Origin of the sequence: Chitinimonas koreensis (assembly GCF_014353015.1) — a bacterium.
Classification (GTDB): domain Bacteria; phylum Pseudomonadota; class Gammaproteobacteria; order Burkholderiales; family Chitinimonadaceae; genus Chitinimonas; species Chitinimonas koreensis.
The window spans coordinates 4,769,269-4,791,788 of record NZ_CP060704.1 but is presented as its reverse complement, the minus strand read 5'-3'; the positions used below and the strand labels follow the sequence as shown (position 1 = coordinate 4,791,788).

The 22,520-nt window shown below is 68.3% G+C and carries 23 protein-coding genes; 10 read left to right on the top strand and 13 right to left on the bottom strand.

The features are described 5' to 3' along the window. Positions 1–64: 64 nt before the first annotated feature. The 3 genes from H9L41_RS20260 to yihG all read left to right on the top strand — a co-directional run bounded on the left by H9L41_RS20260 (position 65) and on the right by yihG (position 4,405). Positions 65–2,686: a TonB-dependent receptor gene (locus H9L41_RS20260; protein ID WP_169730140.1), complete on the top strand. Its 2,622-nt coding sequence runs from the start codon at positions 65–67 to the stop codon at positions 2,684–2,686. A 155-nt stretch (positions 2,687–2,841) separates the two neighbouring features. Next, positions 2,842–3,372 carry a gamma carbonic anhydrase family protein gene (locus H9L41_RS20255; protein ID WP_028444877.1) on the top strand — a complete coding sequence of 177 codons (531 nt, stop codon included), beginning with the start codon at positions 2,842–2,844 and terminating at the stop codon, positions 3,370–3,372. Between the two features lie 151 nt (positions 3,373–3,523). Then, a complete protein-coding gene (gene yihG / locus H9L41_RS20250; protein WP_187523550.1) occupies positions 3,524–4,405 on the top strand; it encodes a 1-acylglycerol-3-phosphate O-acyltransferase, YihG family in 882 nt (293 codons plus the stop codon). A 163-nt stretch (positions 4,406–4,568) separates the two neighbouring features. Here yihG and H9L41_RS20245 read toward each other — a convergent pair whose 3' ends face one another. The 4 genes from H9L41_RS20245 to H9L41_RS20235 all read right to left on the bottom strand — a co-directional run bounded on the left by H9L41_RS20245 (position 4,569) and on the right by H9L41_RS20235 (position 7,635). Next, on the bottom strand, positions 4,569–5,342 hold the full coding sequence (locus H9L41_RS20245; RefSeq protein ID WP_028444879.1) for a LytR/AlgR family response regulator transcription factor: 774 nt from the start codon (positions 5,340–5,342) through the stop codon (positions 4,569–4,571). A gap of 19 nt (positions 5,343–5,361) precedes the next feature. Further along, on the bottom strand, positions 5,362–6,399 hold the full coding sequence (locus H9L41_RS20240; RefSeq protein WP_051318725.1) for a sensor histidine kinase: 1,038 nt from the start codon (positions 6,397–6,399) through the stop codon (positions 5,362–5,364). Between the two features lie 179 nt (positions 6,400–6,578). Then, the gene (locus H9L41_RS25195; protein WP_265583856.1) at positions 6,579–6,710 is read right to left on the bottom strand and encodes a hypothetical protein; all 132 of its coding nucleotides are present in this window, start codon (positions 6,708–6,710) and stop codon (positions 6,579–6,581) included. Positions 6,711–6,834: 124 nt separating this feature from the next. Next, positions 6,835–7,635, bottom strand: a complete 801-nt coding sequence (locus H9L41_RS20235) for a DUF3025 domain-containing protein (RefSeq protein ID WP_051318726.1) — start codon at positions 7,633–7,635, stop codon at positions 6,835–6,837. 27 nt (positions 7,636–7,662) lie between these two features. On the opposite strand from H9L41_RS20235, the gene H9L41_RS20230 reads away from it, so the two are divergent. After that, complete coding sequence (locus H9L41_RS20230) at positions 7,663–7,875, top strand: hypothetical protein (RefSeq protein WP_169730141.1); 213 nt, start codon at positions 7,663–7,665, stop codon at positions 7,873–7,875. A 28-nt stretch (positions 7,876–7,903) separates the two neighbouring features. Here the strand turns inward: H9L41_RS20230 and H9L41_RS20225 are convergent, their stop codons facing one another. Both H9L41_RS20225 and H9L41_RS20220 read right to left on the bottom strand, forming a co-directional pair. Next, the gene (locus tag H9L41_RS20225) at positions 7,904–8,926 is read right to left on the bottom strand and encodes a zinc-binding alcohol dehydrogenase family protein (RefSeq protein WP_028444881.1); all 1,023 of its coding nucleotides are present in this window, start codon (positions 8,924–8,926) and stop codon (positions 7,904–7,906) included. Between the two features lie 35 nt (positions 8,927–8,961). Next, positions 8,962–9,255 (bottom strand): putative quinol monooxygenase, encoded by a 294-nt coding sequence (locus tag H9L41_RS20220; RefSeq protein WP_028444882.1) that lies wholly within the window; start codon positions 9,253–9,255, stop codon positions 8,962–8,964. Positions 9,256–9,363: 108 nt separating this feature from the next. Between H9L41_RS20220 and H9L41_RS20215 the strand changes: the two genes are divergently transcribed. Continuing rightward, positions 9,364–10,251: a LysR family transcriptional regulator gene (locus H9L41_RS20215; RefSeq protein WP_028444883.1), complete on the top strand. Its 888-nt coding sequence runs from the start codon at positions 9,364–9,366 to the stop codon at positions 10,249–10,251. A 197-nt stretch (positions 10,252–10,448) separates the two neighbouring features. Here the strand turns inward: H9L41_RS20215 and tpx (H9L41_RS20210) are convergent, their stop codons facing one another. From tpx (H9L41_RS20210) to aroQ, 7 genes are all read right to left on the bottom strand, one after another. Further along, positions 10,449–10,949: a thiol peroxidase gene (gene tpx / locus H9L41_RS20210; protein WP_028444884.1), complete on the bottom strand. Its 501-nt coding sequence runs from the start codon at positions 10,947–10,949 to the stop codon at positions 10,449–10,451. A 130-nt stretch (positions 10,950–11,079) separates the two neighbouring features. After that, on the bottom strand, positions 11,080–11,589 hold the full coding sequence (gene tpx, locus H9L41_RS20205; RefSeq protein WP_028444885.1) for a thiol peroxidase: 510 nt from the start codon (positions 11,587–11,589) through the stop codon (positions 11,080–11,082). Positions 11,590–11,684: 95 nt separating this feature from the next. Further along, positions 11,685–12,890, bottom strand: coding sequence for a DUF3426 domain-containing protein (locus tag H9L41_RS20200; RefSeq protein WP_028444886.1), 1,206 nt, complete (start codon positions 12,888–12,890; stop codon positions 11,685–11,687). Between the two features lie 113 nt (positions 12,891–13,003). Next, positions 13,004–13,888: a 50S ribosomal protein L11 methyltransferase gene (gene prmA, locus H9L41_RS20195; protein WP_028444887.1), complete on the bottom strand. Its 885-nt coding sequence runs from the start codon at positions 13,886–13,888 to the stop codon at positions 13,004–13,006. Between the two features lie 288 nt (positions 13,889–14,176). Then, positions 14,177–15,526 carry an acetyl-CoA carboxylase biotin carboxylase subunit gene (gene accC, locus H9L41_RS20190; protein ID WP_028444888.1) on the bottom strand — a complete coding sequence of 450 codons (1,350 nt, stop codon included), beginning with the start codon at positions 15,524–15,526 and terminating at the stop codon, positions 14,177–14,179. A gap of 112 nt (positions 15,527–15,638) precedes the next feature. Further along, complete coding sequence (gene accB, locus H9L41_RS20185) at positions 15,639–16,103, bottom strand: acetyl-CoA carboxylase biotin carboxyl carrier protein (protein WP_028444889.1); 465 nt, start codon at positions 16,101–16,103, stop codon at positions 15,639–15,641. Positions 16,104–16,157: 54 nt separating this feature from the next. Beyond that, positions 16,158–16,646: a type II 3-dehydroquinate dehydratase gene (gene aroQ / locus H9L41_RS20180; protein ID WP_051318727.1), complete on the bottom strand. Its 489-nt coding sequence runs from the start codon at positions 16,644–16,646 to the stop codon at positions 16,158–16,160. A gap of 193 nt (positions 16,647–16,839) precedes the next feature. Here aroQ and queA point away from each other — a divergent pair, with 193 nt between their 5' ends. The 5 genes from queA (at position 16,840) to secD (ending at position 22,507) form a co-directional block, all read left to right on the top strand. Beyond that, the gene (queA, locus tag H9L41_RS20175; RefSeq protein ID WP_028444891.1) at positions 16,840–17,856 is read left to right on the top strand and encodes a tRNA preQ1(34) S-adenosylmethionine ribosyltransferase-isomerase QueA; all 1,017 of its coding nucleotides are present in this window, start codon (positions 16,840–16,842) and stop codon (positions 17,854–17,856) included. Between the two features lie 79 nt (positions 17,857–17,935). Continuing rightward, entirely contained in the window at positions 17,936–18,757 is an 822-nt protein-coding gene (locus H9L41_RS20170) for a metallophosphoesterase (protein ID WP_051318728.1), read from the top strand. A gap of 118 nt (positions 18,758–18,875) precedes the next feature. Then, positions 18,876–20,003, top strand: coding sequence for a tRNA guanosine(34) transglycosylase Tgt (gene tgt, locus H9L41_RS20165; RefSeq protein WP_034606076.1), 1,128 nt, complete (start codon positions 18,876–18,878; stop codon positions 20,001–20,003). A 279-nt stretch (positions 20,004–20,282) separates the two neighbouring features. Beyond that, the gene (gene yajC, locus H9L41_RS20160; protein ID WP_028444893.1) at positions 20,283–20,612 is read left to right on the top strand and encodes a preprotein translocase subunit YajC; all 330 of its coding nucleotides are present in this window, start codon (positions 20,283–20,285) and stop codon (positions 20,610–20,612) included. 71 nt (positions 20,613–20,683) lie between these two features. Then, positions 20,684–22,507, top strand: coding sequence for a protein translocase subunit SecD (gene secD / locus H9L41_RS20155; protein WP_028444894.1), 1,824 nt, complete (start codon positions 20,684–20,686; stop codon positions 22,505–22,507). The last annotated feature ends 13 nt before the right edge of the window (positions 22,508–22,520 follow it).

The following is a 22,520-nucleotide window of genomic DNA, read 5'->3' as shown; positions in this document are numbered from 1 at the left end:
GCATGCAGGCTGGTTTGGCGGACTACGCGCGATAACCTCCGAGGAGTTTGAAAGCATGATGAAAATGAATCGTCTCGCTCTGGCGCTCGCTACCGTGGGTGTCATGGGTGCAGCCACTTCCGTCTTTGCCGCCGAGGGCGACAAGGTCGATAAAATTGAAGTAACCGGCTCCCGCATCAAGCGCATTTCGTCCGAAACGCCGTCGCCGATCACCGTGGTGACGCGCAAGGAGATCGAACAGAGCGGCAAGGCCACGGTGGCCGAAGTGCTGCGCTCGGTCAGCGCCAACAATGCCAACAGCTACAACGAAACCTTCTCCAATTCCTTCGCGCCGGGCGCGTCCGGCCTGTCGCTGCGCGGCCTGGGCCAGAAGTCGACGCTGGTGTTGCTGAACGGCCGCCGCGTCGCCAACTACGGCTTCGCGCAGAACCTGTCCGACGCCTTCTTCGACCTGAACAGCATCCCGGCCTCGGCCATCCAGCGCGTCGAGATCCTCAAGGACGGCGCCTCGGCGGTGTACGGCTCCGACGCCATCGCCGGCGTGGTCAACATCATCCTGCGCAAGGACTTCACCGGCCTCGAAGCCTCGGCCAGCGCCGGCACCTCGACCGAGGGCGGCCTCAACGAATACCGCGTGACCGCCACCGGCGGCATCGGCAACCTCGACGAAGACCGCTTCAACGTGCTGGCTTCGTTCGACTATTTCAAGCGCGACAGCCTCAAGGCCACCGAGCGCGACTTCACCAAGGACCAGGATTTCCGCGCCTATCCGGGCGGCCTGTTCGGCTGGTCGGCCTCGGGCGGCACCTACCGCGTGGCCGCGACCAGCCGTCAGGCCTTCGCCACCTGCCCGAACGGCACGGTGAAGATGCCGGCCTCGAACTTCAGCAACCCGTACACCGGCACCAACCTGACCGGTGACGTATGCGCCTTCAACCTGGCGCCGTACACCGAGCTGATGCCCGGCACCGAGCGCGTCAACGGCTTCGTCCGCGGCGCGGCCAACTTCGGCAACCTGCAGGCCTACGGCGAAGTGCTGCTGTCGCACACCGAGACCGAGCAGACCTTCTCGCCGGCCGCCGTCTCCAACACCGGCATCGGCACCCGCTACAACCCGGTCACCGGCGGCCTGTCGCTCGACGACAACAAGCTGCCGGTCGGCAACGCGGCCAACCCGTTCGCCACGCCGTCGCGCTTCGCCTACGCCTTCATCGACGTCGGCCCGCGCAGCGCCAAGATCGACAGCGACAGCTACCGCGTGCTGGGCGGCCTCAAGGGCGAGTTCGGCGGCTGGGAATGGGACGTGGCCGGCGGCCGCTCCGAGAACAAGGCCAAGAACGTCCAGTTCAACCGCATCAACGGCGTGCGGCTGGCCGAGGTCATCAAGAACGGCTCCTACAGCTTCCTCAACCCGCAGAACAGCAAGGCCGTGGCCGACAGCCTGCGGCTGAACCTGAACCGCGAGTCGACCTCGACCGTCGACTTCGCCGACTTCGAGCTCAGCGGCGAGCTGTTCGACCTGCCCGGCGGCAAGGTAGGCATCGCCACCGGCCTCGACTGGCGCCGCGAAGAGATGGACGACCGTCCCGACGACGCGTTGGCCAAGGGTCTGGTGCTGGGCCAGGGCGCGACGCGCACCCAGGGTTCGCGCGACGTGACCGCCGCCTTCGTCGAGCTGAACATGCCGGTGCTCAAGTCGCTCGAGTTCACCCTGGCCGGCCGCCAGGATCGCTACAGCGACTTCGGCTCGGCCTTCTCGCCCAAGATCGGCGCCAAGTGGACGCCGACCCGGCAGGTGATGTTCCGCAGCTCCTACAGCGAGGGCTTCCGCGCTCCGACGCTGGCCGAGAACGCCGAGTCCAACTCGACCTTCTTCGTCAACCTGATCGACCGCAACCACCCGAACCCGGCGCTGCGCGGCCAGACGGTATCGGTCGCCGGCATCATCGCCAGCAACCCGTCGCTGGAAGCCGAGCGTTCCAAGAGCTACACCCTGGGCGTGGTGTTCGAGCCCAGCAACAGCTTCAATACCTCGCTGGACTTCTACAAGATCCGCCAGCGCAAGCTGGTGACCTCGGACGACACCCAGTACGTCGCCGACCACGAGAACGAAGCGCAGTACCGCAACTCGGTGGTGCGCGACGCGGCGACCGGCAACCTGCTGTACGTGGTGACCTCCTACCGCAACCTGTCCTTCGTCGAGACCAAGGGTCTGGACCTGACCGCCAACCTGCGCTTCGCGCCGACCGCCTACGGCCGCTTCAGCGTCGACTTCGACGCCAACTACCTGCTGTCGTACAAGACGCCGCCGGCAGCCGGCGCCGAGGTCGAGGACTACGTCGGCCGCGGCGTGTCGGGCGGTACTTATCCGCGCTACAAGGGCAGCGCGAGCCTGACGCTGGAGAAGGGCGACTGGACCACCAAGCTCAAGGCCAACCACACCGCCGGCTACAAGCAGGAACAGGCGGTCGGCCAGGAGCACGTGAACAGCTTCACCACGCTCGACTGGTACGCCAGCTACAACTTCAGCAAGCAGCTGGGCGCCTCGCTGTCGGTGCAGAACCTGTTCGACCGCACGCCACCGTTCGACGCCTACTACGCCTCGCGCTACGGCCTGGGCACCAACTTCACCTTGTACGACCTGCGCGGCCGCTACGTGCGCGCCACGGCCAACTACAAGTTCTGATCGATCCCGTTCACGGATCGCCATTGATCGGGTGCGGCTTGCCGCACCCGATTTTTTCTTGTGCGCGCCGGCCGTGGTTGACAGCGTGCCGCGGCGCCAAAAGACTCCTGCACTCAGGCATCGTCTCCACCCCATCCACCGCAGAAAGCTCCGCCATGGCCACCCGTCCGTTCAAAGGCATCCATCCCACCGTTCCCGAATCCGCCTGGATCGATCCCGCCGCGGTGGTGGTGGGCGACGTGGTCCTCGGCGAGAACGCCTCGATCTGGCCTGGCGCCATCGTGCGCGGCGACGTCAACCACGTGCGGATCGGCAACGATTCCAACGTGCAGGACCTGGCCTGCCTGCACGTCACCCACAAGCGCGACAGCGACCCCGAAGGCGCGCCGCTGATCATCGGCGAGCGCGTGACCATCGGCCACCAGGTCACCCTGCACGGCTGCACCATCGGCGACGAATGCCTGATCGGCATCGGTACCATCGTGCTCGACCGCGCGGTGCTCGAGCCGCGGGTGATGGTCGGCGCCGGTTCCTTGGTGCCGCCGGGCAAGGTGCTCAAGTCGGGTTGGCTCTACCTCGGCCGGCCGGTCAAGGAAGTGCGGCCGCTGAGCCCCGAGGAGCTGGCCCACTTCGCCTACTCGGCCCAGCACTACGTGCGGCTGATGCGCGCCCATCGCGAGTCCTGAGCGGATCCCGGCCGGATCCCGATTGGATTCCCTTTGGATTCGGCCTTGCGCCCGTCGCCGCCCGGCGACGGACCGAGCGGTTGATTGGGTACAATGGCGGCCTTTCCGCTGCCGAAGGTCCGACCGCCATGCTGAGTTTCCTGCCCGCCCCTTGCGCGGCCTCCTGTCCACGCTGCTGCTGGCGCTGAACACGGTGGTGCTCGGCACGATCCTGCTGGCCTTCGCCGTGATCAAGCTGCTGCTGCCGCTGCACGCGGTGCGCCGGCCGGTCGACCACGTGCTCAACGCGATCGCCGAGCGCTGGATCGGCAACAACGGCGTCTGGATCGCGTTGGCGCAGCGGGTGCAATGGCGGGTGGAGGGACTCGACCCGCTGCGCTACGGCGGCTGGTACCTGGTCGAGTCGAACCACCGCAGCTGGGTCGACATCTTCGTGCTGCAGAAGGTGTTCAACCGCCGCATCCCGATGCTCAAGTTCTTCCTCAAGCGCGAGCTGATCTACGTGCCGCTGATCGGCATCTGCTGGTGGGCGCTCGACTTCCCGTTCATGAAGCGGCACAGCGAGGCCTACCTGAAGAAGCATCCGGAAAAGCGCGGCGAGGACCAGCAGACCACGCGCCGGGCCTGCGAGAAGTTCAGCCTGGTGCCGACCTCGGTGATGAATTTCCTCGAAGGCACGCGCTTCACGCCGCACAAGCACCAGCAGCAGGGTTCGCCGTTCCAGCACCTGCTGCGGCCCAAGGCCGGCGGCATCGCGCTGGCGCTGAACGCGATGGGCGAGAAATTCCAGTCGCTGCTCGACGTCACCATCTTCTATCCGCAGGGCACGCCGACGCTGTGGGACCTGATGTCGGGCAAGATCCGCCAGGTGGTGGTGCTGGTGAACGAGCTGCCGATCCCGCGCGAATTCATCCAGGGCGACTACGGCGGCGACCCGGCCTTCCGCGCCCGCGTGCAGGCCTGGGTGCACGGACTGTGGGAAGAGAAGGACCGCACGCTGGAGAACCTGCGCCGGCAGTACGCAGCGGGCTGAGCGCGCCGGGCGGCGGCCGTGCGTGGCCTAGGATGCATGGCCAAAAGCCTTCACCGCGGAGGACGCAGAGGTCCGATCCATGCGTCCGCTTCCTCCCTGTGCATTCCTCTGCGCCCTCCGCGTCCTCCGCATCCTCCGCGGTGAGATTTGCCGTCCTTAGTCCTTACATCTGCTTGAACAAATGCGCGTAAGCGCGGCTGACCGCGATCTTCTCCGGCCGCGAGCGCAGGCACAGCGTCACCCGGCCGGCGAAGTCGCGGTTGGCCTCGGCGATGTCGCGCACGTTGACCAGCGTGGCGCGGTGCACTTGCCAGAACTGGTCGGGATCGAGCTGCTCGAGCAGCTCTTTGAGCGAGGTGCGGATCAGGTATTCGCCTTCGCGCGTGACCACCGTGGTGTATTTGTCGGCGGCATGGAAATAGCAGACGTCGTCGACCGCGATCAGCTTCACGTCGTTGCCCTGGCCGGCGCGGATCCAGCTCAGCCGCTGCGGCAGCATGCCGATCGGCAGGCCGCCGAGCGCGCTGCGCAGCGTTTCGAGCAGGTTGCGGTTGTCGGCCGGCCGCTGGCTGGCCAGCCGGTCGCGCAGTTTCTCCACCGCGCGCGCCAGCCGCTCGTCGCTGTAGGGCTTGAGCAGGTAGTCGATGGCGTCGCGCTCGAAGGCCTCGACCGCGTACTGGTCGTAGGCGGTGACGAACACGCAGTGGCAGCCGTCGGCCTGGCGCGCCACCTCGAGGCCCGACAGTCCCGGCATCTTGATGTCGAGGAAAGCCACGTCGGGCTCGTGCTCCTTCAGCGCCGCCACCGCCTCCAGCCCGTTGCGCGCCACCGCGGCGATGCGCAGCTCGGGCCACAGCTCGGCCAGCCGCGCCTGCAGGTAGTCGGCCAGGTGGGGTTCGTCGTCGGCGATCAGGGCGAGCGGTTGGGTCTGGGTCATGGCGGTCGGGGCGGCCGGATCAGCCGCGCAGCGGGAGTTCGATGCGGGCGCTGACGCCGCCCGCGGCATTGGCGGCCAGCTCGAGCCGGGCCTGGCCGTCGTACAGCGTGCTGAGCCGCGCCCGCACGTTGGCCAACCCCATGCCGAAGCTGCCGAGCCCTTCCTGCAGGCCCAGGCCGTCGTCGCTGACCTCGGCCAGCAGCGTATCGCCGCGCACGCTGATCGTGATGCGCACCGTGCCGCCTTCGACCTTGGGCTCGAGGCCGTGGCGCACCGCGTTCTCGACCAGCGGCTGCAGCAGCATCGGCGGCAGCGGCGCGTCGAGCAGCCCGGGCGGGCAGTCGAGCTCGAATTCGAGCCGCTCGGCCATGCGGATCTGCAGGATGCCGAGGTAGGCGCGCAACAGGTCGAGCTCCTGCCGCACCGTGCCCTGCGCATCGCGCGTGCGCGCCAGCGAGGCGCGCAGGTAGTCGTTGAACAGGCCGAGCATCTTCTTGGCCGTCACCGGCGAGACGTCGATCAGGCTCTGTACGTTGGCCAGGGTGTTGAACAGGAAATGCGGCTCGATCTGCGCCTGCAGCATGCGCATCTGGGCCGCCATCAGCTGCTTCTCCTGGTCGCCGCGGCGGGCCTGCTCGGCATGGTAGGCGGCCTCGAGCCGGCCGGATTTCTCGCGCCCCCACAGGATGCTGGCGATCACGGCGGCGGCCAGCATGAACACCATCAGGCTGGCCAGCAGGTAGGCGGGGTACTGGCGCACCACGTCGCTGAGCTCGTCCCAGCGCATCAGCCAGTTGAACACCAGGCCGAGCAGCGCGCCGACCACGATGGCGCCGACGAAGTAGAACGGTTCGCGCCGCGGCGGCGGCTTGATGACGGTGAAGGTGACCGTGACCACCGCGAACACCGACAGGCCCACCACATGGATGGTCAGCATCACGCGCCAGGCCGGCGAATCGCTGGTCAGCGAGAAGAACACCCCGGCCAGGGTGTTGACGACCAGCGTGACCAGCAGATTGCGCCAGGGGGCGCGCCAGGCGGTGGTTGGAGTAGGCATGCCCACGAGTTTAAAGCCTGCCATGGGCTCGGGTGGCCGGCATGCGCGCGCTCGCGGCAGCGGGGAGGGGGAAATACGGATCGGCCGGGGCCGTGCGGCCGGCCGCGGACGCGCTCGCCCGGCCTGGCCGGGCGCCTGGATTGCAGTTCGATGCGCGTCGACGCGGGCGGAGCATGCGCTCAGGCGGTCCGGCTGCTGGGCTGGTCGCGCGGCGGGGCGACGGGTTGCGGGGTCCGCAGCGGCACCACCTTGCGCTGCGACTCGGCCTGCGAGCTCGGCGCGCGGCGGCCGAGCGTGAATGGACTGAACATCTGGACACTCCCCTCTGATCGATGCGGCCGGCTTGTTCCCGGTCCGCGGAACGAAAGGTAGTCGCTTCGGATTGCGCAAGAGAGTGGCTTGCGACGAAATGCGGATCGGCGGGGCGAAACGCGTTCAGTCTTGATGAACGACGACGCGGCGCGGCCTGAAATGCTGCCGGTCGGCGTAGAAGGCGGCGTCCTGCCGCGGCCACCAGCCCGGGATGCCGAGCACCGGCAGCGGCGACAGCGCCCCGGGCGCGGCCAGCAGGCCGTCGGCGATGGCGGCGGCGACCGCCCGGTCGAGCCGGTCCAGCCTTTCGCCCGGCGCCGCGTCGAACCAGCCGGGTTCGACCTCGACCAGCATGGTCCGCGCCACGATGCCGACGAAGGGCGCCAGGCCCTTTTCCAGCAGCGCATGGCCGAAGGCGAGCGGCGCCAGCCGCCGGCCCCAGTCGCCGCGCCGGGCCAGGAACAGCTCGTCCCAGTCGTGCCCGCGCAGCGCCGCCAGCGGCGAGTCGCCGCAATAGGCGAGCACCAGGCCCGATTCGTCGAACAGCGTGGCGCAATCGCGTACGCGGCTGCGTTGCGGGCCGGCCTGGGCCGCCAGCTCGCGCAGATGCAGCGCGTTGAGCGCTGCCTTGCTTCGCGGCCAGGCCAGCCAGCACAGCGCGTTGAACGCGTCGTGCCAATTGCCGGGCCGGGTGGCGACCTCGCCGCAGCGGCCGATGCGCGCCTCGTAGCCCTCGCCGGGCAGGCCGTCGGCGGCGACGAAATGGACCGGCCGGCCGCCGTCGGTGTGCGGCCGCAGCGCGGGATCGAGCGTTGCCCAGTCGGCCTCGGCCGGGAAGCGCTGCCAGCCCAGCCGGGGCCACAGCGGCCGCAGGACGGCGAACCAGGGCGAAGCGTCGAGAAGGTCTTGCGGCCAGTCGGGCATGGCGGGCGAGGTTTGGACGGGGCCGCCATGGTAATCCAGGGCGCGGCGGATGCGGCCGTGGCCGATCGTCGCGCCGCTGGGGCGATGGGCAGGGCGGACTTCAGTCCGACGGCGGCCTGGCCCGGCGGCGCCGTCGGGCCGAAATCCGGCCTGCGCCGGGGCGATCGCGCCGGATTGGGGCGGCAGGAGCGGCTTCAGCCGCGAATGGTGCCGGATGAATTGGCAGTCATTCGCGGCTGAAGCCGCTCCTGCAGGGACGCCGATACCGTCAGCCGCCGAAGCCCGCCAGCACCAGCTTGCCGATGGTGCGTCCGCCTTCGAGCAGCGCATGGGCGCGCTTGAGGTGGGCCGCGTCGATCGGCCCGAGCGTGCCGGCCAGCGTGGTGCGCAGCCGGCCGGCGTCGATCAGCCTGGCGACTTCTTCCAGCAGGCGATGCTGCTCGATCATGTCGGCGGTCTGGAACATCGAGCGCGTGAACATGAATTCCCAGGCGAAGTAGGCGCTCTTGGCCTTGAGCGGGTCGAGGTCGTGCGCCTTGCCGGTCTCGACGATGGTGACGATGCCGCCCTGCGGTGCGACCAGCTCGGCCAGCGCGGCGAAATAGCCGTCGGTATCGCTGGTGCACAGGATGTAGTCGACCTGCTGCAGCCCGGCCTCGCGCACCGCGGCGACCAGGCCGTCGCCGTGCGCCACCACCTTGTCGGCACCGAGTTCGAGGCACCAGGCGCGCGATTCGGCGCGGCTGGCGGTGGCGATCACCGTCAGGCCGGCCAGCTTGGCCAGCTGGATCGCGATCGAGCCGACGCCGCCGGCGCCGCCGACGATCAGCAGGCTCTTGCCGGCGTGGCGGCCGTCGAGGTCGATGCCGAGCCGGTCGAACAGCGCTTCCCAGGCGGTGATCGCGGTCAGCGGCAGCGCGGCGGCCTGGGCCGCGTCCAGCGTGGCCGGGCGGTGGCCGACGATGCGTTCGTCGACCAGCTGGAATTCGGCGTTGCTGCCGGGCCGGGTGATGTCGCCGGCGTAGTAGACGCGATCGCCCGGCTTGAACAGGCTGACCGCCTCGCCGACCGCCTCCACGACGCCGGCGGCGTCCCAGCCGAGCACGCGCGGCGTGGACTCGATCTTGTCCTTCGGGGCGCGCACCTTGTAGTCGACCGGGTTGACCGAGACGGCTTCGATACGCACCAGCAGGTCGTGGCCGGCCGGCGCCGGCGGCTTGGGCAGCTCGAGGTCGAGCAGGGCTTCGGGATGGTCGATCGGCAGGTAGCGGGTCAGGGCGACGGCTTTCATGTTCGGGCTCCGGGATGAGGTCTGGGAAAGGGGGATTACCGGCCGATGCGGTCGAGGCGGCGGACCTGCCAGTGCTCGACCTGGCCGTCGACCCGGCGCAGGTAGTCGGCCAGGTGGGGCGATTGCAGATGGGCGTCGAGCGCGGCGGCATCGGACCAGCGTTCGACGAACACGAAGGTGCGCGGCTCGGCCTGGTCGCGGTGCAGGACATACTCGATGCAGCCGGCTTCCCGCCGGGTCGGCTCGATCAGCGCCTGCAGCGCGGCTTCGACGAGGGCTTCGCTGCCCGGGCGGGCGGCGATGGTGGCGACGACGGTGAGGGTATTCATGGCTTGGCCTGTGTGGTGGCGATTCGATGGGACGCAGTGTAGGCAAGCGCGATTGGGATGATTAGTCCCTATAATCTGGAATGACTATCCGCATTGGCGAACGATGACATGCTGAAGCTCGACCAGATGGCGGTCTTCGCCCAGGTGGTGGAAAGCGGCAGCTTCACCGCCGCGGCGGCGCGGCTCGGCCTGCCCAAGTCGACCGTGAGCCAGCGCCTGGCCGAGCTCGAGGCCGCGCTCGGCGTGCGGCTGTTGCAGCGGACCACCCGCAAGCTGAGCCTGACCGGCGCCGGCCAGGCCTACCTGGTGCATTGCCAGGCCATGCTCGAAGCCGCCCGCGCGGCCGACGCGGCGGTGTCGCGGCTGCGCGATGCGCCGGCCGGCCGGCTGCGCATCACCGTGCCGGAGGCGTCCGGCGTGCGCCTGCTGCCCGAACTCCTGGCGGCGTTCCGTGCGCGCCATCCGCAGATCGAACTCGATTGCCTGGTGACCGACGCCCACCTCGACCTGGTGGCCGACCGCATCGACCTGGCCTTCCGTACCGGCCGGCTGCACGACTCCAGCCATGTCTCGCGCCGCGTCGGCACGGTGCGGCGGGTGCTGGTGGCCTCGCCCGGCTACCTGGCGCGCGAGGGCGAGCCGGGCCGGCCCGAGGAGCTGGCGCGCCACGCCTGCCTCCTGCACGCCTCGGCGCCGCAATGGCTGCTGCGCGGCGAGCAGGGCACGGTGGCGGTCACGCCGGCCGCCGGCTATTCGGCCAACAGCCTGTGCCACCTGCTCGAGGCCGCGGCCGCCGGCGCCGGCATCGCCATGCTGCCGGCCTTCCTGTGCCGCGACGAACTGGCGAACGGCCGGCTGCGCACGCTGCTCGACGGCTGCCCGCCGGTGCCGAACGACTACTACGCGGTCTACCCGAGCCGCAGTCACCTGCCGGCGGCGCTGCTGGCGCTGCTCGACTTCGTCGAGGAATGGGACCTGGCGGCGCGGCTGGCTTGAGCGGCGGCGCATGGTACGGCGGCCCTGCCTGGCCGTAAGAAAGCCGCATGTAGGTCGGGATTTATTCCGGCAGCCACCTTGGTGAAGCGCGCTGTCGGAATAAATCCGACCTACCGACTCGAGATCTCTGATCCACTCGCGGCCGGCCGCAATGAAAAAGCCGCCTTGCGGCGGCTTCGGACGAATCGTCGGGCGGCTTACTTCAGCACCGCCAGTGCAGCTTCGTAGTTCGGCTCGTCGGCGATCTCGCCGACCAGCTCGCTGTGCAGCACCTTGTTCTGCTCGTCGAGCACCACCACCGCGCGCGCGGTCACGCCGGCCAGCGGGCCGCCGGCGATCTCGACGCCGTAGTCGCGGATGAACTCGCGGCCGCGCATGGTCGACAGCGTCACCACGTTGGCCAGGCCCTCGGCGCCGCAGAAGCGCTTCTGCGCGAACGGCAGGTCGGCCGAGATGCACAGCACCACGGTATTGGCCAGCTTGTCGGCCTCGGCGTTGAACTTGCGGGTCGAGGTGGCGCAGGTCGGGGTGTCGATGCTCGGGAAGATGTTCAGCACCTTGCGGCGGCCGGCATAGTTCTCGAGCGTGACGTCGGCCAGGTCGGCGCCGACCAGCTTGAAGGCCGGGGCCTGGCTGCCGGCGGCGGGAAAGTCGCCTTCGACGGGGATCGGGTTGCCGCGGAGGGTCACGGTGGACATGGAGAAGCTCCTGGAGGTGGGGTTCGGAAGGGTGGAAAAGCGCATTCCCGCGTGGCCGGGGCAGGGCAGCGACTGCTGCGCCTGGCCCCGTTCGCGCGGGAATGGCCGGGTGATCGGAGAGGGGCGGCAGTTACGGCTGCGACAGCATCGCTTCGGCCAGCTTCTGGTAATTCGGTTCCGCGTTCACGTCCTGCACCAGTTCGGCGTACAGCACGGTGTCGTTCTCGTCGATGCCGAACAGCGCGGTCGACATCATGCCCGACAGCGGGATGTCGGTGATCATCACGCCGTAGTCCTTGTGGAAGTCGCGGCCGCGCAGCGTGGACAGCAATTGCACCTTGCGGATGTTCTCGACCGCGATGATGCGCGACAGCGCGTAGGGCGTGTCGACCGACACGACGAAGCTCTTGGTGTTGGGGAAGCCGTCGGCGATCGATTCGAGCCGGCGGGTGATCTTGAGCCCGATCTCGGCGTCGACGCTAGGCACCACCGCGATGATCTTGCGGCGGCCCATGAACTTGGACAAAGGCACGTCGCCGAGATTGGTGTCGACCAGCATGAAGCTGTGCGCGGTATCGCCCACGCGGGGGAATCGGCCGCCGACGCCGATCGGTTCGCCGTTGAGTAGCACGGTGGCCATGTCTTGTGTCCTCCGGGTTGTCATCCGGTCCAGTATTGATGCTGGTCGGGTCGAAAGCAAGCCGCCTGGCCGTTTCGGGCGATCGCGCCGGGCCTTCAGTTGCGCTGCGGGTAGAACCACTGCAGCGCGTAGCTGCTCGATTTCATCTCGCCGAGGTCCAGTTGCAGGAAGGCGTGCAGTTCGCCGTTGGCGGGCAGGCTCGGCGGCAGCGGTGCGCGGCTGCCGTCGGCCAGCGGGGCCAGGTAGTCGCGCGGCTGGAATACCTTGCGCGCCACCACCCGGTCGGCGTCGTCGGTCAGCGTCAGCTCGAGCAGCGGCAGCGCCTGGGCGAACTCGGCCTGGTTGCGCAGCGTGGCGCTCAATTGCACGAGGCCCGGGTGCTCGGGCAGCGTGACCAGCTCGTTCCACTCGGTGCGCAGCCATTCGGAGCGCGCCGGCTGGGCCAGCTCGCAGCCGGTCAGCGCGCAGAAGCGGCGCAGCTTGGGCTCGATGCCGGGCAGCTGCACCAGGATCTCGCCGCGGTAGTGGAAGACCAGCTGGCCAGCCAGCGCCAGCAGGGCCAGCAGCGCCGGGATGCTCCACAGCCAGCGCCAGGGCGAGGGGCCGGCCGGTACGCGCAGGAATTTCTCGTCCTGGGCGCTCATGATCGGGCGGAAATCGTGGTGCTCGCCGTCGGCTGCCGCGACCGGGGCCGGGGCCGGCGCGGCCGGTGCTAGCTCGACCACCTCGATGCCGCCGAGGTGGGCGGTATCGTCGGCCGGCGTGTCGAAATGCTCGATACCGCGCGCGCCCTCGGTATCGAGGTCGAGATCGAGCATGGCGTCGCTGCGTGCGGATTGCTTCTCTTCCAGCGCCAGCGCCGCGGCCAGCTGTTGCAGGCTCTGGCTGGCGAAGGTGTCGTCGGCCTCGTCGCGCTCGGCCTCGGCGGCGGCTTCGAGCTGGCTGGCGATGCTGTCGAGGCCGTAGGCCGCGTCTTCGGCTGGCGGGGCCGGCGCGGGGATCGGGGCGGGCGGCGGGACGATCGGCGCCGCGGCCTTGGATGCCAGGCTCGGCGCCGGAACCGGTGCAGGAACCGACGCTGGAGTCGGTGTCGGTGTCGGAGCCGGTGCCGCCACCGGTGCCGCCACCGGTGCGGCTGGCGGCGCCGAGTTCGATGGCCGCGCGTCGCCGACGAAGTGGGCGGTGGCGTCGAACACGAAGGCACAGCGGCCGCAGCGCACCTTGCCCTCGAAGGCGCTCAGGTGGGCGTCGGTGACGCGGAAGCTGGTGCGGCAGTTGGGGCAACGCGTGACGTGGTACATGGCCGGGGTCTGGGGTTCAGTGAGCGGCGGGGCGGCGAAGGCGAAAGCCGTAGCGGGTGCAGCTTAGCGGCATCGGTCGGCGCACCGCAACGCCGGGCGATGCCGGCGAGGGCTCAGCGACGCCGGCCGGCAAGCCGTACCCAGCCTTCGCGCTCGGCCGAGACGGCCAGTTCGAAGGCGTCGGCATAGATCGCGATCACCTCGTCGGCCTGCTCGGCCAGGATGCCGGACAGCACCAGCCGGCCGCCGCTGCGGCAGCGGCCGGCCAAGAGCGGCGCCAGCATCTTCAGCGGATTGGTCAGGATGTTGGCGACCACCAGGTCGTAGGTGCGTTCGGGCGCGGCGTCGGGCAGGAAGAACTCGGCCTCGACCTGGTTCTGCTCGGCGTTCTGGCGGCTGGCCAGCATGGCCTGGGCGTCGATGTCGACGCCGTGGGTTTCGCCGGCGCCGAGGAGCCGCGCCGCGATGGCCAGGATGCCGGAGCCGCAGCCGTAGTCGAGCACGCTTTCGCCGGCGATCAGCTCGCGGTCCAGCCATTGCAGGCACAGCCAGGTGGTCGGATGGCTGCCGGTGCCGAAGGCGAGGCCCGGATCGAGCGCCAGGTTGATCGCCTGCGGCGTCGGCGCATGCCAGGTCGGGGTGATCCACAGCCGTTCGGACACCTGGATCGGATCGAACTGCGACTGGGTCAGCCGCACCCAGTCCTGTTCCTCGACGCGGCTTTGCGTATAGCGCGGCTGGGCGATGCCGGCGGCGTTGGCGGCGGCCGTCACCATCAGCGCCGCGTCGGCGTCTTCCTCGAGCAGGGCGACCACGATGCTCTGCTCCCACATCTGGTCGACCGGCTCGCCCGGTTCGCCGAAGATCGGCTTCTCCTCCGCCGTGCCGGCCGCCGCGTCCTCGATGCCGACCGACAGCGCGCCGAGCTCGAACAGGGCGTCCGACAACTGTTCGGCGTGGATGGAATCGGTATGGATGCGGACTTCTTGCCAGGGCATGGCGCTACTCCAGGAGTGGGAATGACAACGGCCGGCATGCTTGCCGGCCGTGTCGGAGTTTATCACTTCAAGGTAGAGGGAGCCCGTGGCCCGGTCCTTGCGCTGCAGGTGCAGAAAGCCCGGTGCGAGCGCAGCGAGGCGACCTCGCGGCGGCGAGGGCGGCGGGAGTTGGAGCCAATCAAGGAGGAGACCGGTGGTTCCGCAAGCACCAAGCGCAAGCGCCCGGCTTTGCCGGGCGCCTGTACGACGGATCCTGAACGACGGATCGAGCGCTCGCAGGGCTCGGACTTAGGACCGGGTCTCCGCGAGCAGGTGCTCGAGATAGTGGATGCTGGTGCTGCCCTTGACGAAGCCCGGGTCGTTGAACAGCATCTGGTGCAGCGGGATATTGGTCTTGATGCCCTCGACCGCCATCTCCGACAGCGCGATGCGCATGCGCGCCATCGCCTGCTCGCGGGTGTCGCCGTAGGCGATCACCTTGCCGACCATCGAGTCGTAGTTCGGCGGCACGGTGTAACCCTGGTAGATGTGCGAATCGACGCGGATGCCGGGGCCGCCGGGCGGATGGTAGGTGGTGATGCGGCCGGGGCTCGGGGTGAACTTGAACGGATCCTCGGCGTTGATGCGGCACTCCATCGCATGGCCCTTGATGTGCACGTCCTTCTGCGCGATGCGCAGCTTCTCGCCCGAGGCGATGCGGATCTGCTCCTGCACGATGTCGATGCCGGTGATCTGCTCGGTGACCGGGTGCTCGACCTGCACGCGGGTGTTCATCTCGATGAAGTAGAACTCGCCGTTCTCGAACAGGAACTCGAAGGTGCCGGCGCCGCGGTAGCCGATGCGGCGGCAGGCTTCGGCACAGGCCTCGCCGACCTTCTTGCGCAGCTTGTCGGTGATGCCGGGCGCGGGCGCTTCCTCGATCACCTTCTGGTGGCGGCGCTGCATCGAGCAGTCGCGCTCGCCGAGGTAGACCGCGTTGCCGTATTCGTCGGCCAGCACCTGGATCTCGATGTGGCGCGGGTTCTCGAGGAACTTCTCCATGTAGACGGTCGGGTTGCCGAAGGCGGCACCGGCTTCGGTGCGCGTCATCTCGACCGACTTGATCAGGTCTTCCTCGCTGCGCACCACGCGCATGCCGCGGCCGCCGCCGCCGCCGGCGGCCTTGATGATGACCGGGTAGCCGACGCGGCGGCCGATCTTCAGCATCTCTTCCGGGTCGTCCGGCAGCGCGCCGTCCGAGCCGGGCACGCAGGGCACGCCCGAAGCCTTCATGGCATCCTTGGCGCTGACCTTGTCGCCCATCAGCCGGATCGACTCGGGCCGCGGGCCGATGAAGACGAAGCCCGACTGCTCGACGCGTTCGGCGAAGTCGGCGTTCTCGCTGAGGAAGCCGTAGCCCGGATGGATGGCCTGGGCGTCGGTGACTTCGGCCGCCGAGATGATGGCCGGGATATTCAGATAGGACAGCGGCGACGGTGCCGGGCCGATGCAGACCGATTCGTCGGCCAGCTTGACGTACTTGGCCTCGCGGTCGACCTCGGAATGCACCACCACGGTCTTGATGCCAAGCTCGCGGCAGGCGCGCTGGATACGCAGCGCGATCTCGCCGCGATTGGCGATGAGGACTTTTTCGAACATTTCTTGGAACCCCGTGAAATGTGAAAGGTGAAAAGTGAAACGTGAAAAGCAAAACGCAGGCGGCTCGGCCGCCCACGTTCCACCTTTCACATTTCACGTTTCACGGCGAAATTCAGCCGATCACGAACAAGGGCTCGCCGTATTCGACCGGCGAGCCGTTCTCGACCAGGATGGCCTTGATCGTGCCGCTGACTTCGGCCTCGATCTCGTTGAGCAGCTTCATCGCCTCGATGATGCACAGCGTGTCGCCGACGTTGACGGCCTGGCCGACCTCGGCGAACGGCTTGGCGCCCGGGCTGGCCGAGCGGTAGAAGGTGCCGACCATCGGCGACTTGACCACGTTGCCGGCGGGCAGGCCGGAGGCGGCAGGCGCGGCTTCGGCGGCCGGGGCGCTGGCGGCGGCGGGCGCGGCGGTCGGCAGGGCCACCTGCTGCATCGGGGCCTGCGCGTAGATCATCTGCGCATTCTGCGAGACGCGCGTGATGCGGACTTTTTCTTCGCCCTCGGTGACTTCGATCTCGGCGATGCCGGATTCTTCAACGAGGTCGATCAGCTTCTTGAGCTTGCGTAAATCCATGCCCGTTCCTTCTTATATGTAGTCAGGGTGTGGCGCTTGGCCGGGTTTGCCGGCTCAGGCCGACGCTTGGCGACTCAGGTGGTCGATGGCGTGTTCGAGCGCGTAGCCGTAGCCGGCCGGCCCCAAACCGCAGATCACGCCCACCGCGATGTCCGAGAAATGGCTGTGATGCCGGAACGGTTCGCGGGCGTGGACGTTGGAGAGGTGGACTTCGACGAAGGGCAGCTTCACCGCCGCCAGCGCATCGCGCAGGGCGACGCTGGTATGGGTGAAGGCCGCCGGATTGATGACCACGAAGCCGGTGCCGTCGTCGAAGGCGGCGTGGATACGCTCGATCAGCGCGGCTTCGCTGTTGCTTTGGAAGGTCTCGCAGGCGAAGCCGGCCGCGCGCGCGCGCTCGACCAGGCGAGCGTCGATGCTGGCGAGCGTGTCGCTGCCGTAGTATTGTGGCTCGCGCCGGCCGAGCATGTTGAGGTTCGGTCCGTGCACTACCAGGATACTGCGGTGCTGTCCAGCCAAATTGTGCGAGTGCGGCTGAGTCATGGCGGCGAGTTTGCCGCAGATGCGCGCGCATTGTCTACAGTTCGCCGAAAATTCGGTCAAGCAACCGCTTGAACTTTCTGAGTTTCCTGTTGCGTTATTGCATGTGTCGCAAGGCCCGCGCCGATTTTGCCGTTCATCGGGGCCAAAACCGGGCGCTGGTATAATCTGGCGTTTTCCCGGCAGATGCCGACATATGCTGCTTTCCGATTTCGACTACTTCCTGCCCGAATCCCTGATCGCCCAGTTTCCGCCCGCCGAGCGCGGCGGCAGCCGCCTGCTGCACCTGCCGGTGGCCGGTGGGCTGCATGACGGCCGTTTCGCCGATCTGCCGGCGCTGCTGCGCGAGGGCGACCTGCTGGTGCTCAACGACACGCGCGTGATCAAGGCCCGGCTGTTCGGCCGCAAGGACAGCGGCGGCCAGGTCGAAGTGCTGGTCGAGCGCGTGCTGGACGAATTCGAGGCGCTGGCGCAGATCCGCGCCAGCAAGCCGCCCAGGCCGGGCAGCCGGCTGCTGCTCGGCGAGGCCTGGGGCGCCGCGATGCTGGCGCGGCAGGGCGAGTTCTTCCGCCTGAAGTTCGACGCGCCGGTGCTCGACGTGCTCGAGGCGGCCGGCCGCTTGCCGCTGCCGCCCTATATAGAACACACGCCCGACGCGGCCGACGCCGAGCGCTATCAGACGGTGTTCGCGCGCGAGCCGGGTGCGGTGGCGGCGCCGACCGCCGGCCTGCACTTCACCGAGGCGATGTTCGCGGCGCTGGACGAGCGCGGCGTGCGCCATGCGCGGCTGACGCTGCACGTCGGCGCCGGCACCTTCCAGCCGGTGCGGGTCGAGAACCTGGCCGAGCACCGCATGCATCACGAGCGCTACCGCATCCCGGCCGAGGCGTTGGCGGCGATCCGTGAAACGCGCGCGCGCGGCGGCCGCGTGGTGGCGGTCGGCACCACCAGCCTGCGCGCGCTCGAGGCAGCCTGCCAGCGCGGGCTGCTGGCCGAGCCCGAGGGCGATACCGACATCTTCATCACGCCGGGCTACGACTTCCGCCTGGTCGACGCGCTGATCACCAACTTCCACCTGCCGCGCTCGACCTTGCTGATGCTGGTGTCGGCCTTCGCCGGCTATGATCGCATCATGGCGGCCTATCGCCATGCGGTCGAACGGCAATACCGGTTCTTCAGTTACGGCGACGCGATGCTGCTCGAGCGGCGCTGAGCCGCGTACCGGTCGGCCACGGTAATAGTAAGAAATTAGGAAAAGGCGAAATTCGCCGCTGAACTGCCATAATCCCGTCATGTCGACTGCCGTCACATCCGCCGAAACGGTCGCGCCGCCGCGCGTGGCCTTCCTGCCGCGCAACGAGCAGGGCCGCGATTTCGTCGTGGGCGATCTGCACGGCTGCCGGCGCGATCTCGAGGTGCTGCTGGTGGCGTCGGGCTTCAATCCGGCCAAGGGCGACCGGCTGTTCGCCACCGGCGACCTGATTGACCGCGGCCCCGATGCGATGGGCTGCCTCAACCTGCTGCGCCAGCCGTGGTTCTACAGCGTGCTGGGCAATCACGAGCAGATGCTGCTCAATGCCATGACCGGCGACGACGCGGCGATCGCGATGTCGGTGGCCAACGGCGGTGGCTGGGCGCTCGGCGGCATCCTCAAGCACGACGCCAACCTGATGGCGGCCGGCCAGGTGATCAACCGCCTGCCGCACGTGCTGGTGGTCGGGCCGGGCACGCCGGACCGCTTCAATCTGGTCCATGCCGCGCTGCTCGAGTCGCCGAGCGGCCTGGCGCTGTACCGCGATGCCGATCTCGACGCGCGGTTGGTGCATGCCGACGACAAGGCCGTCGAGCGGCTGATCTGGAGCCGCACGCTGGCCGACCAGGCGGCGCAGGCCTCGCTCGAACGGCGCGGGCCGAGCTGGCGCGAGGGCCTGTCGATCACCTATTGCGGCCACAATCCGGTGCCTTACCCGGTGATCCACGAATCGCACTGCCATATCGATACCGGCGCCGGCTACGAGGGCAATGTCGACGTCAATCGCGTCGACAGCGGTGCGCCGATGCGGCTGACGCTGGCCGAGCATCGCGGCGGCAATCCGGTTTTCTACACGCGTTAACGTTCTCAACCGATCCGGCCGGCGGCTGCGCCCGCCGGCTTTTTCCTGCCCGCCATGCGGCGGGCGTTCGCAACCATGGCGCGCCGGACTGTCTTCCGGTGGCGCGAGGAGTCCCACCATGCCGGCCAACGGCTTGCTCTTCACCCTCAAATCCACCAGCGGCGGCGCGCGCCGCGGCAGCGTCGAACTCAATCACGGCACCGTCGAGACGCCGGTGTTCATGCCGGTCGGCACCTACGGCTCGGTCAAGGCGATGGCGCCCAACGAGCTCGACGAGATCGGCGCCCAGATCGTGCTGGGCAACACCTTCCACCTGTGGCTGCGGCCCGGTCTCGACGTCATCGGCAAGCACGACGGCCTGCACCGCTTCATGGCCTGGAACAAGCCGATCCTGACCGATTCGGGCGGCTTCCAGGTGTTCAGCCTCGGCGCGCTGCGCAAGATCAGCGAAGAAGGCGTGAAATTCCAGTCGCCGGTGAACGGCGACAAGCTGTTCCTCACGCCCGAGATCTCGATGCAGATCCAGAAGGTGCTGAACTCCGACGTGGTGATGATCTTCGACGAGTGCACCCCGTATCCGGCCGACGAGAAGACCGCGGCGACCTCGATGCGGCTGTCGGCGCGCTGGGCGCGGCGGTCCAAGGACGAGTTCGAGCGGCTCGAGAATCCCAATGCGCTGTTCGGCATCGTCCAGGGCGGCATGCACGAGCGGCTGCGCGACGAGAGCCTGGCCGGCCTCATGGACATCGGCTTCCACGGCTATGCGATCGGCGGCCTCAGCGTGGGCGAGCCGAAGGACGAGTTCACCCGCGTGCTGGCCTATACCGCGCCGCGGCTGCCGGCCGACAAGCCGCGCTACCTGATGGGCGTCGGCACGCCCGAGGATCTGGTCTACGGCGTGTCGCAAGGCGTCGACATGTTCGATTGCGTGATGCCGACCCGCAACGCGCGCAACGGCTGGCTGTTCACCCGCTGGGGCGACGTCAAGATCAAGAACGCGCGCTACAAGGACGACGCGGCGCCGCTCGACGAGGATTGCGCCTGCTATTCCTGCCGCAATTTCAGCCGCGCCTATCTGCACCATCTGTTCCGTACCGGCGAGATTCTCGGCGCGCGGCTCAATACCATCCACAACCTTTATTACTATCAGTGGCTGATGGCGCAGATGCGCGCGGCGATCGAGGCCGATGCGTTCGCCTCATTCGTGACGCAATTCCATGCCGATCGGGCACGCGGCGCGGCCTGACCCCATCTTTAGATAAGAGCGTAATCACGCCGGGCAAAAGCCTGCGAAGGAACGACGGGCTCGTCGTGCTTCGCGGGCTTTTGTGCTTTTTGGGGCGCCGCACGTCGGCGGCATTTCCGCGAACTTTTTGCATCGCCGGCACTCCATGGCCCGCCGACGGCGCATTCGCGCCGTGCATCCGGCTGCCTTTCCTTCGCTCCATTCGCGGCGGTTTTCCGCTGCCGCCGTTCCGGGCTAGAATGCGCGGCTTGTTTTTCAATGTTTACCGGGATTTATCCAATGCTGATCACCCCCGCCTACGCTGCTGCGCCTGCCCAGGCCGGCGGCCTGGAGATGCTGACGTCCATCGCGCCGATGATCGTCATCTTCGTGCTGTTCTATTTCCTGATGATCCGCCCGCAGCAGAAGAAGATGAAGGAACACCGCGCGATGCTGGATGCGGTGCAGAAGGGCGACGAGGTGATCACCAACGGCGGCGTGCTGGCCCGCGTGGTCAAGGCCGGCGAGGCCTACCTGACGCTCGAAGTGTCCGACGGCGTCGAGATCGTGGTCCAGCGCGGCGCGATCGCGGCCAAGGTCGACAAGGGCACCATCAAGGCCCAGCGCTGAGTTAACCGTCGCGGGCGGCCGTTCGGCCGCCCCTTCCCCATCCGGCCGCCGCGCCGTCTTCCTGTCCCGCCATGAACCGATACTCGATCTGGAAATACCTGCTCATCCTGGCCGCCATCGCGCTCGGGCTGATCTACACCACGCCGAACTTCTACGGCGAAAGCCCGGCCGTGCAGGTGTCGGGCGCACGCTCGGCGGTCAAGGTCGACGAGGCGGCGATGGGCCGCATCGAGAAGGTGCTGGTCGACAACAAGCTCGCCCCGCTCAGCATCGCGCTCGAAGCCGGCAGCCTCAAGGCCCGCTTCAAGGACAGCGACACCCAGCTCAAGGCCAAGACCCTGGTGCAGGAGACGCTCGGCGACGACTACACCGTCGCGCTGAACCTGATGCCGAACACGCCGAAGTGGCTGACCGCGCTCGGCGCGCACCCGATGTCGCTCGGCCTGGATCTCAGCGGTGGCGTGCACTTCCTGCTCGAAGTCGACATGAAGGCGGCCGAGGACAAGGCCTACGAACGGCTGGCCGGCGACGTGCGGCGCGAGCTGAAGGACAAGAAGATCCGTGCCGGCGCGATCAAGCGCCTGCCGGACGGCGTCGAGGTGCAGTTGCGCGACGCCGACACGCTGGGTCGTGCCCGCAGCGCCATCGAGCGCGCGCTGCCGGTGGCGCAGATCGCCCAGCAGAGCGGCGAGAACAATTACCGGCTCAAGCTGACGCTGGGTCAGCAGGAGCTGTTCCGCATCAAGACCGATGCGGTGAAGCAGAACATCGCCACGCTGCACAACCGCGTCAACGAGCTCGGCACCACCGAACCGGTGATCCAGCAGCAGGGCGCCGAGCGCATCGTGGTGCAACTGCCGGGCGTGCAGGACACCGCGCGCGCCAAGGACATCATCGGCCGCACCGCCACGCTCGAAGTGCGCATGGTCAACGAAGACCAGGCCGCGCTCGGCGACGCGCTGCGCGGCAGCGTGCCGGCCGGCTTCGAGCTGATGGAAGAACTCGACGCGCGCGGCAACCGGCCGATCCTGGTGCGCAAGGAAGTCGAGCTGACCGGCGAGAACATCAACGACGCCCAGGCCGGCTTCGACGACCACGGCCAGCCGGCGGTCCATATCAACCTCGATTCGGCCGGCGCCAATATCTTCCGCCAGGTCACCGCCGAGAACATCGGCAAGCGCATGGCGATGGTGCTGATCGAGAAGGGCAAGGGCCAGGTGGTGACCGCGCCGGTGATCCGTTCCGAGATCGGCGGCGGCCGGGTGCAGATTTCCGGCTCGATGACCACCGCCGACGCCAACGACACCGCGCTGCTGCTGCGCGCAGGCTCCCTGGCCGCGCCGATGAACTTCGTCGAGGAACGCACCATCGGTCCGAGCCTCGGCAAGGAAAACATCCAGAAGGGCTTCAGCTCGACGCTGTACGGCTTCGCCGCGATCGTGGTCTTCATGGTGATCTACTACCGCGTGTTCGGCCTGACCGCCTCGTTCTCGCTGGCCGTCAACGTGCTGTTCCTGATCGCGCTGCTGTCGGTGCTGCGGACCACGCTGACGCTGCCGGGCATCGCCGCCATCGCGCTGACGCTCGGCATGGCGATCGACTCCAACGTGCTGATCAACGAGCGCATCCGCGAGGAGGTGCGCGCCGGCATGCCGCCGCAGACGGCGATCAAGGCCGGCTACGAGCACGCCTGGGCGACCATCCTCGACTCCAACATCACTACCCTGATCGCCGGCGTCGCGCTCCTGATCTTCGGCTCGGGCGCGGTGCGCGGCTTCGCGGTGGTGCACTGCCTCGGCATCGTCACCTCGATGTTCTCGTCGGTGGTGGTGTCGCGCGGCCTCGTGAACCTGATCTACGGCTATCGCCGCAAGGTGAAGTCGCTGGCGGTCTAGAGATCGCCCAATA

What these genes read in the sequence shown, in the direction of transcription:
- tpx (WP_028444885.1), bottom strand. Translation starts at nt 11,589, where the DNA reads ATGGCCACCGTGCTACTCAACGGCGAACCGATCGGCGTCGGCGGCCGA.
- accC (WP_028444888.1), bottom strand. Translation starts at nt 15,526, where the DNA reads ATGTTCGAAAAAGTCCTCATCGCCAATCGCGGCGAGATCGCGCTGCGT.
- H9L41_RS20240 (WP_051318725.1), bottom strand. Translation starts at nt 6,399, where the DNA reads ATGCCTACTCCAACCACCGCCTGGCGCGCCCCCTGGCGCAATCTGCTG.
- queA (WP_028444891.1), top strand. Translation starts at nt 16,840, where the DNA reads ATGCTGCTTTCCGATTTCGACTACTTCCTGCCCGAATCCCTGATCGCC.
- yajC (WP_028444893.1), top strand. Translation starts at nt 20,283, where the DNA reads ATGCTGATCACCCCCGCCTACGCTGCTGCGCCTGCCCAGGCCGGCGGC.
- tpx (WP_028444884.1), bottom strand. Translation starts at nt 10,949, where the DNA reads ATGTCCACCGTGACCCTCCGCGGCAACCCGATCCCCGTCGAAGGCGAC.
- prmA (WP_028444887.1), bottom strand. Translation starts at nt 13,888, where the DNA reads ATGCCCTGGCAAGAAGTCCGCATCCATACCGATTCCATCCACGCCGAA.
- H9L41_RS20220 (WP_028444882.1), bottom strand. Translation starts at nt 9,255, where the DNA reads ATGAATACCCTCACCGTCGTCGCCACCATCGCCGCCCGCCCGGGCAGC.
- H9L41_RS25195 (WP_265583856.1), bottom strand. Translation starts at nt 6,710, where the DNA reads ATGTTCAGTCCATTCACGCTCGGCCGCCGCGCGCCGAGCTCGCAGGCC.
- accB (WP_028444889.1), bottom strand. Translation starts at nt 16,103, where the DNA reads ATGGATTTACGCAAGCTCAAGAAGCTGATCGACCTCGTTGAAGAATCC.
- tgt (WP_034606076.1), top strand. Translation starts at nt 18,876, where the DNA reads ATGCCGGCCAACGGCTTGCTCTTCACCCTCAAATCCACCAGCGGCGGC.
- H9L41_RS20170 (WP_051318728.1), top strand. Translation starts at nt 17,936, where the DNA reads ATGTCGACTGCCGTCACATCCGCCGAAACGGTCGCGCCGCCGCGCGTG.
- aroQ (WP_051318727.1), bottom strand. Translation starts at nt 16,646, where the DNA reads ATGACTCAGCCGCACTCGCACAATTTGGCTGGACAGCACCGCAGTATC.
- H9L41_RS20230 (WP_169730141.1), top strand. Translation starts at nt 7,663, where the DNA reads ATGGTAATCCAGGGCGCGGCGGATGCGGCCGTGGCCGATCGTCGCGCC.
- H9L41_RS20235 (WP_051318726.1), bottom strand. Translation starts at nt 7,635, where the DNA reads ATGCCCGACTGGCCGCAAGACCTTCTCGACGCTTCGCCCTGGTTCGCC.
- H9L41_RS20260 (WP_169730140.1), top strand. Translation starts at nt 65, where the DNA reads ATGAATCGTCTCGCTCTGGCGCTCGCTACCGTGGGTGTCATGGGTGCA.
- H9L41_RS20245 (WP_028444879.1), bottom strand. Translation starts at nt 5,342, where the DNA reads ATGACCCAGACCCAACCGCTCGCCCTGATCGCCGACGACGAACCCCAC.
- H9L41_RS20200 (WP_028444886.1), bottom strand. Translation starts at nt 12,890, where the DNA reads ATGTACCACGTCACGCGTTGCCCCAACTGCCGCACCAGCTTCCGCGTC.
- H9L41_RS20255 (WP_028444877.1), top strand. Translation starts at nt 2,842, where the DNA reads ATGGCCACCCGTCCGTTCAAAGGCATCCATCCCACCGTTCCCGAATCC.
- H9L41_RS20225 (WP_028444881.1), bottom strand. Translation starts at nt 8,926, where the DNA reads ATGAAAGCCGTCGCCCTGACCCGCTACCTGCCGATCGACCATCCCGAA.
- H9L41_RS20215 (WP_028444883.1), top strand. Translation starts at nt 9,364, where the DNA reads ATGCTGAAGCTCGACCAGATGGCGGTCTTCGCCCAGGTGGTGGAAAGC.
- secD (WP_028444894.1), top strand. Translation starts at nt 20,684, where the DNA reads ATGAACCGATACTCGATCTGGAAATACCTGCTCATCCTGGCCGCCATC.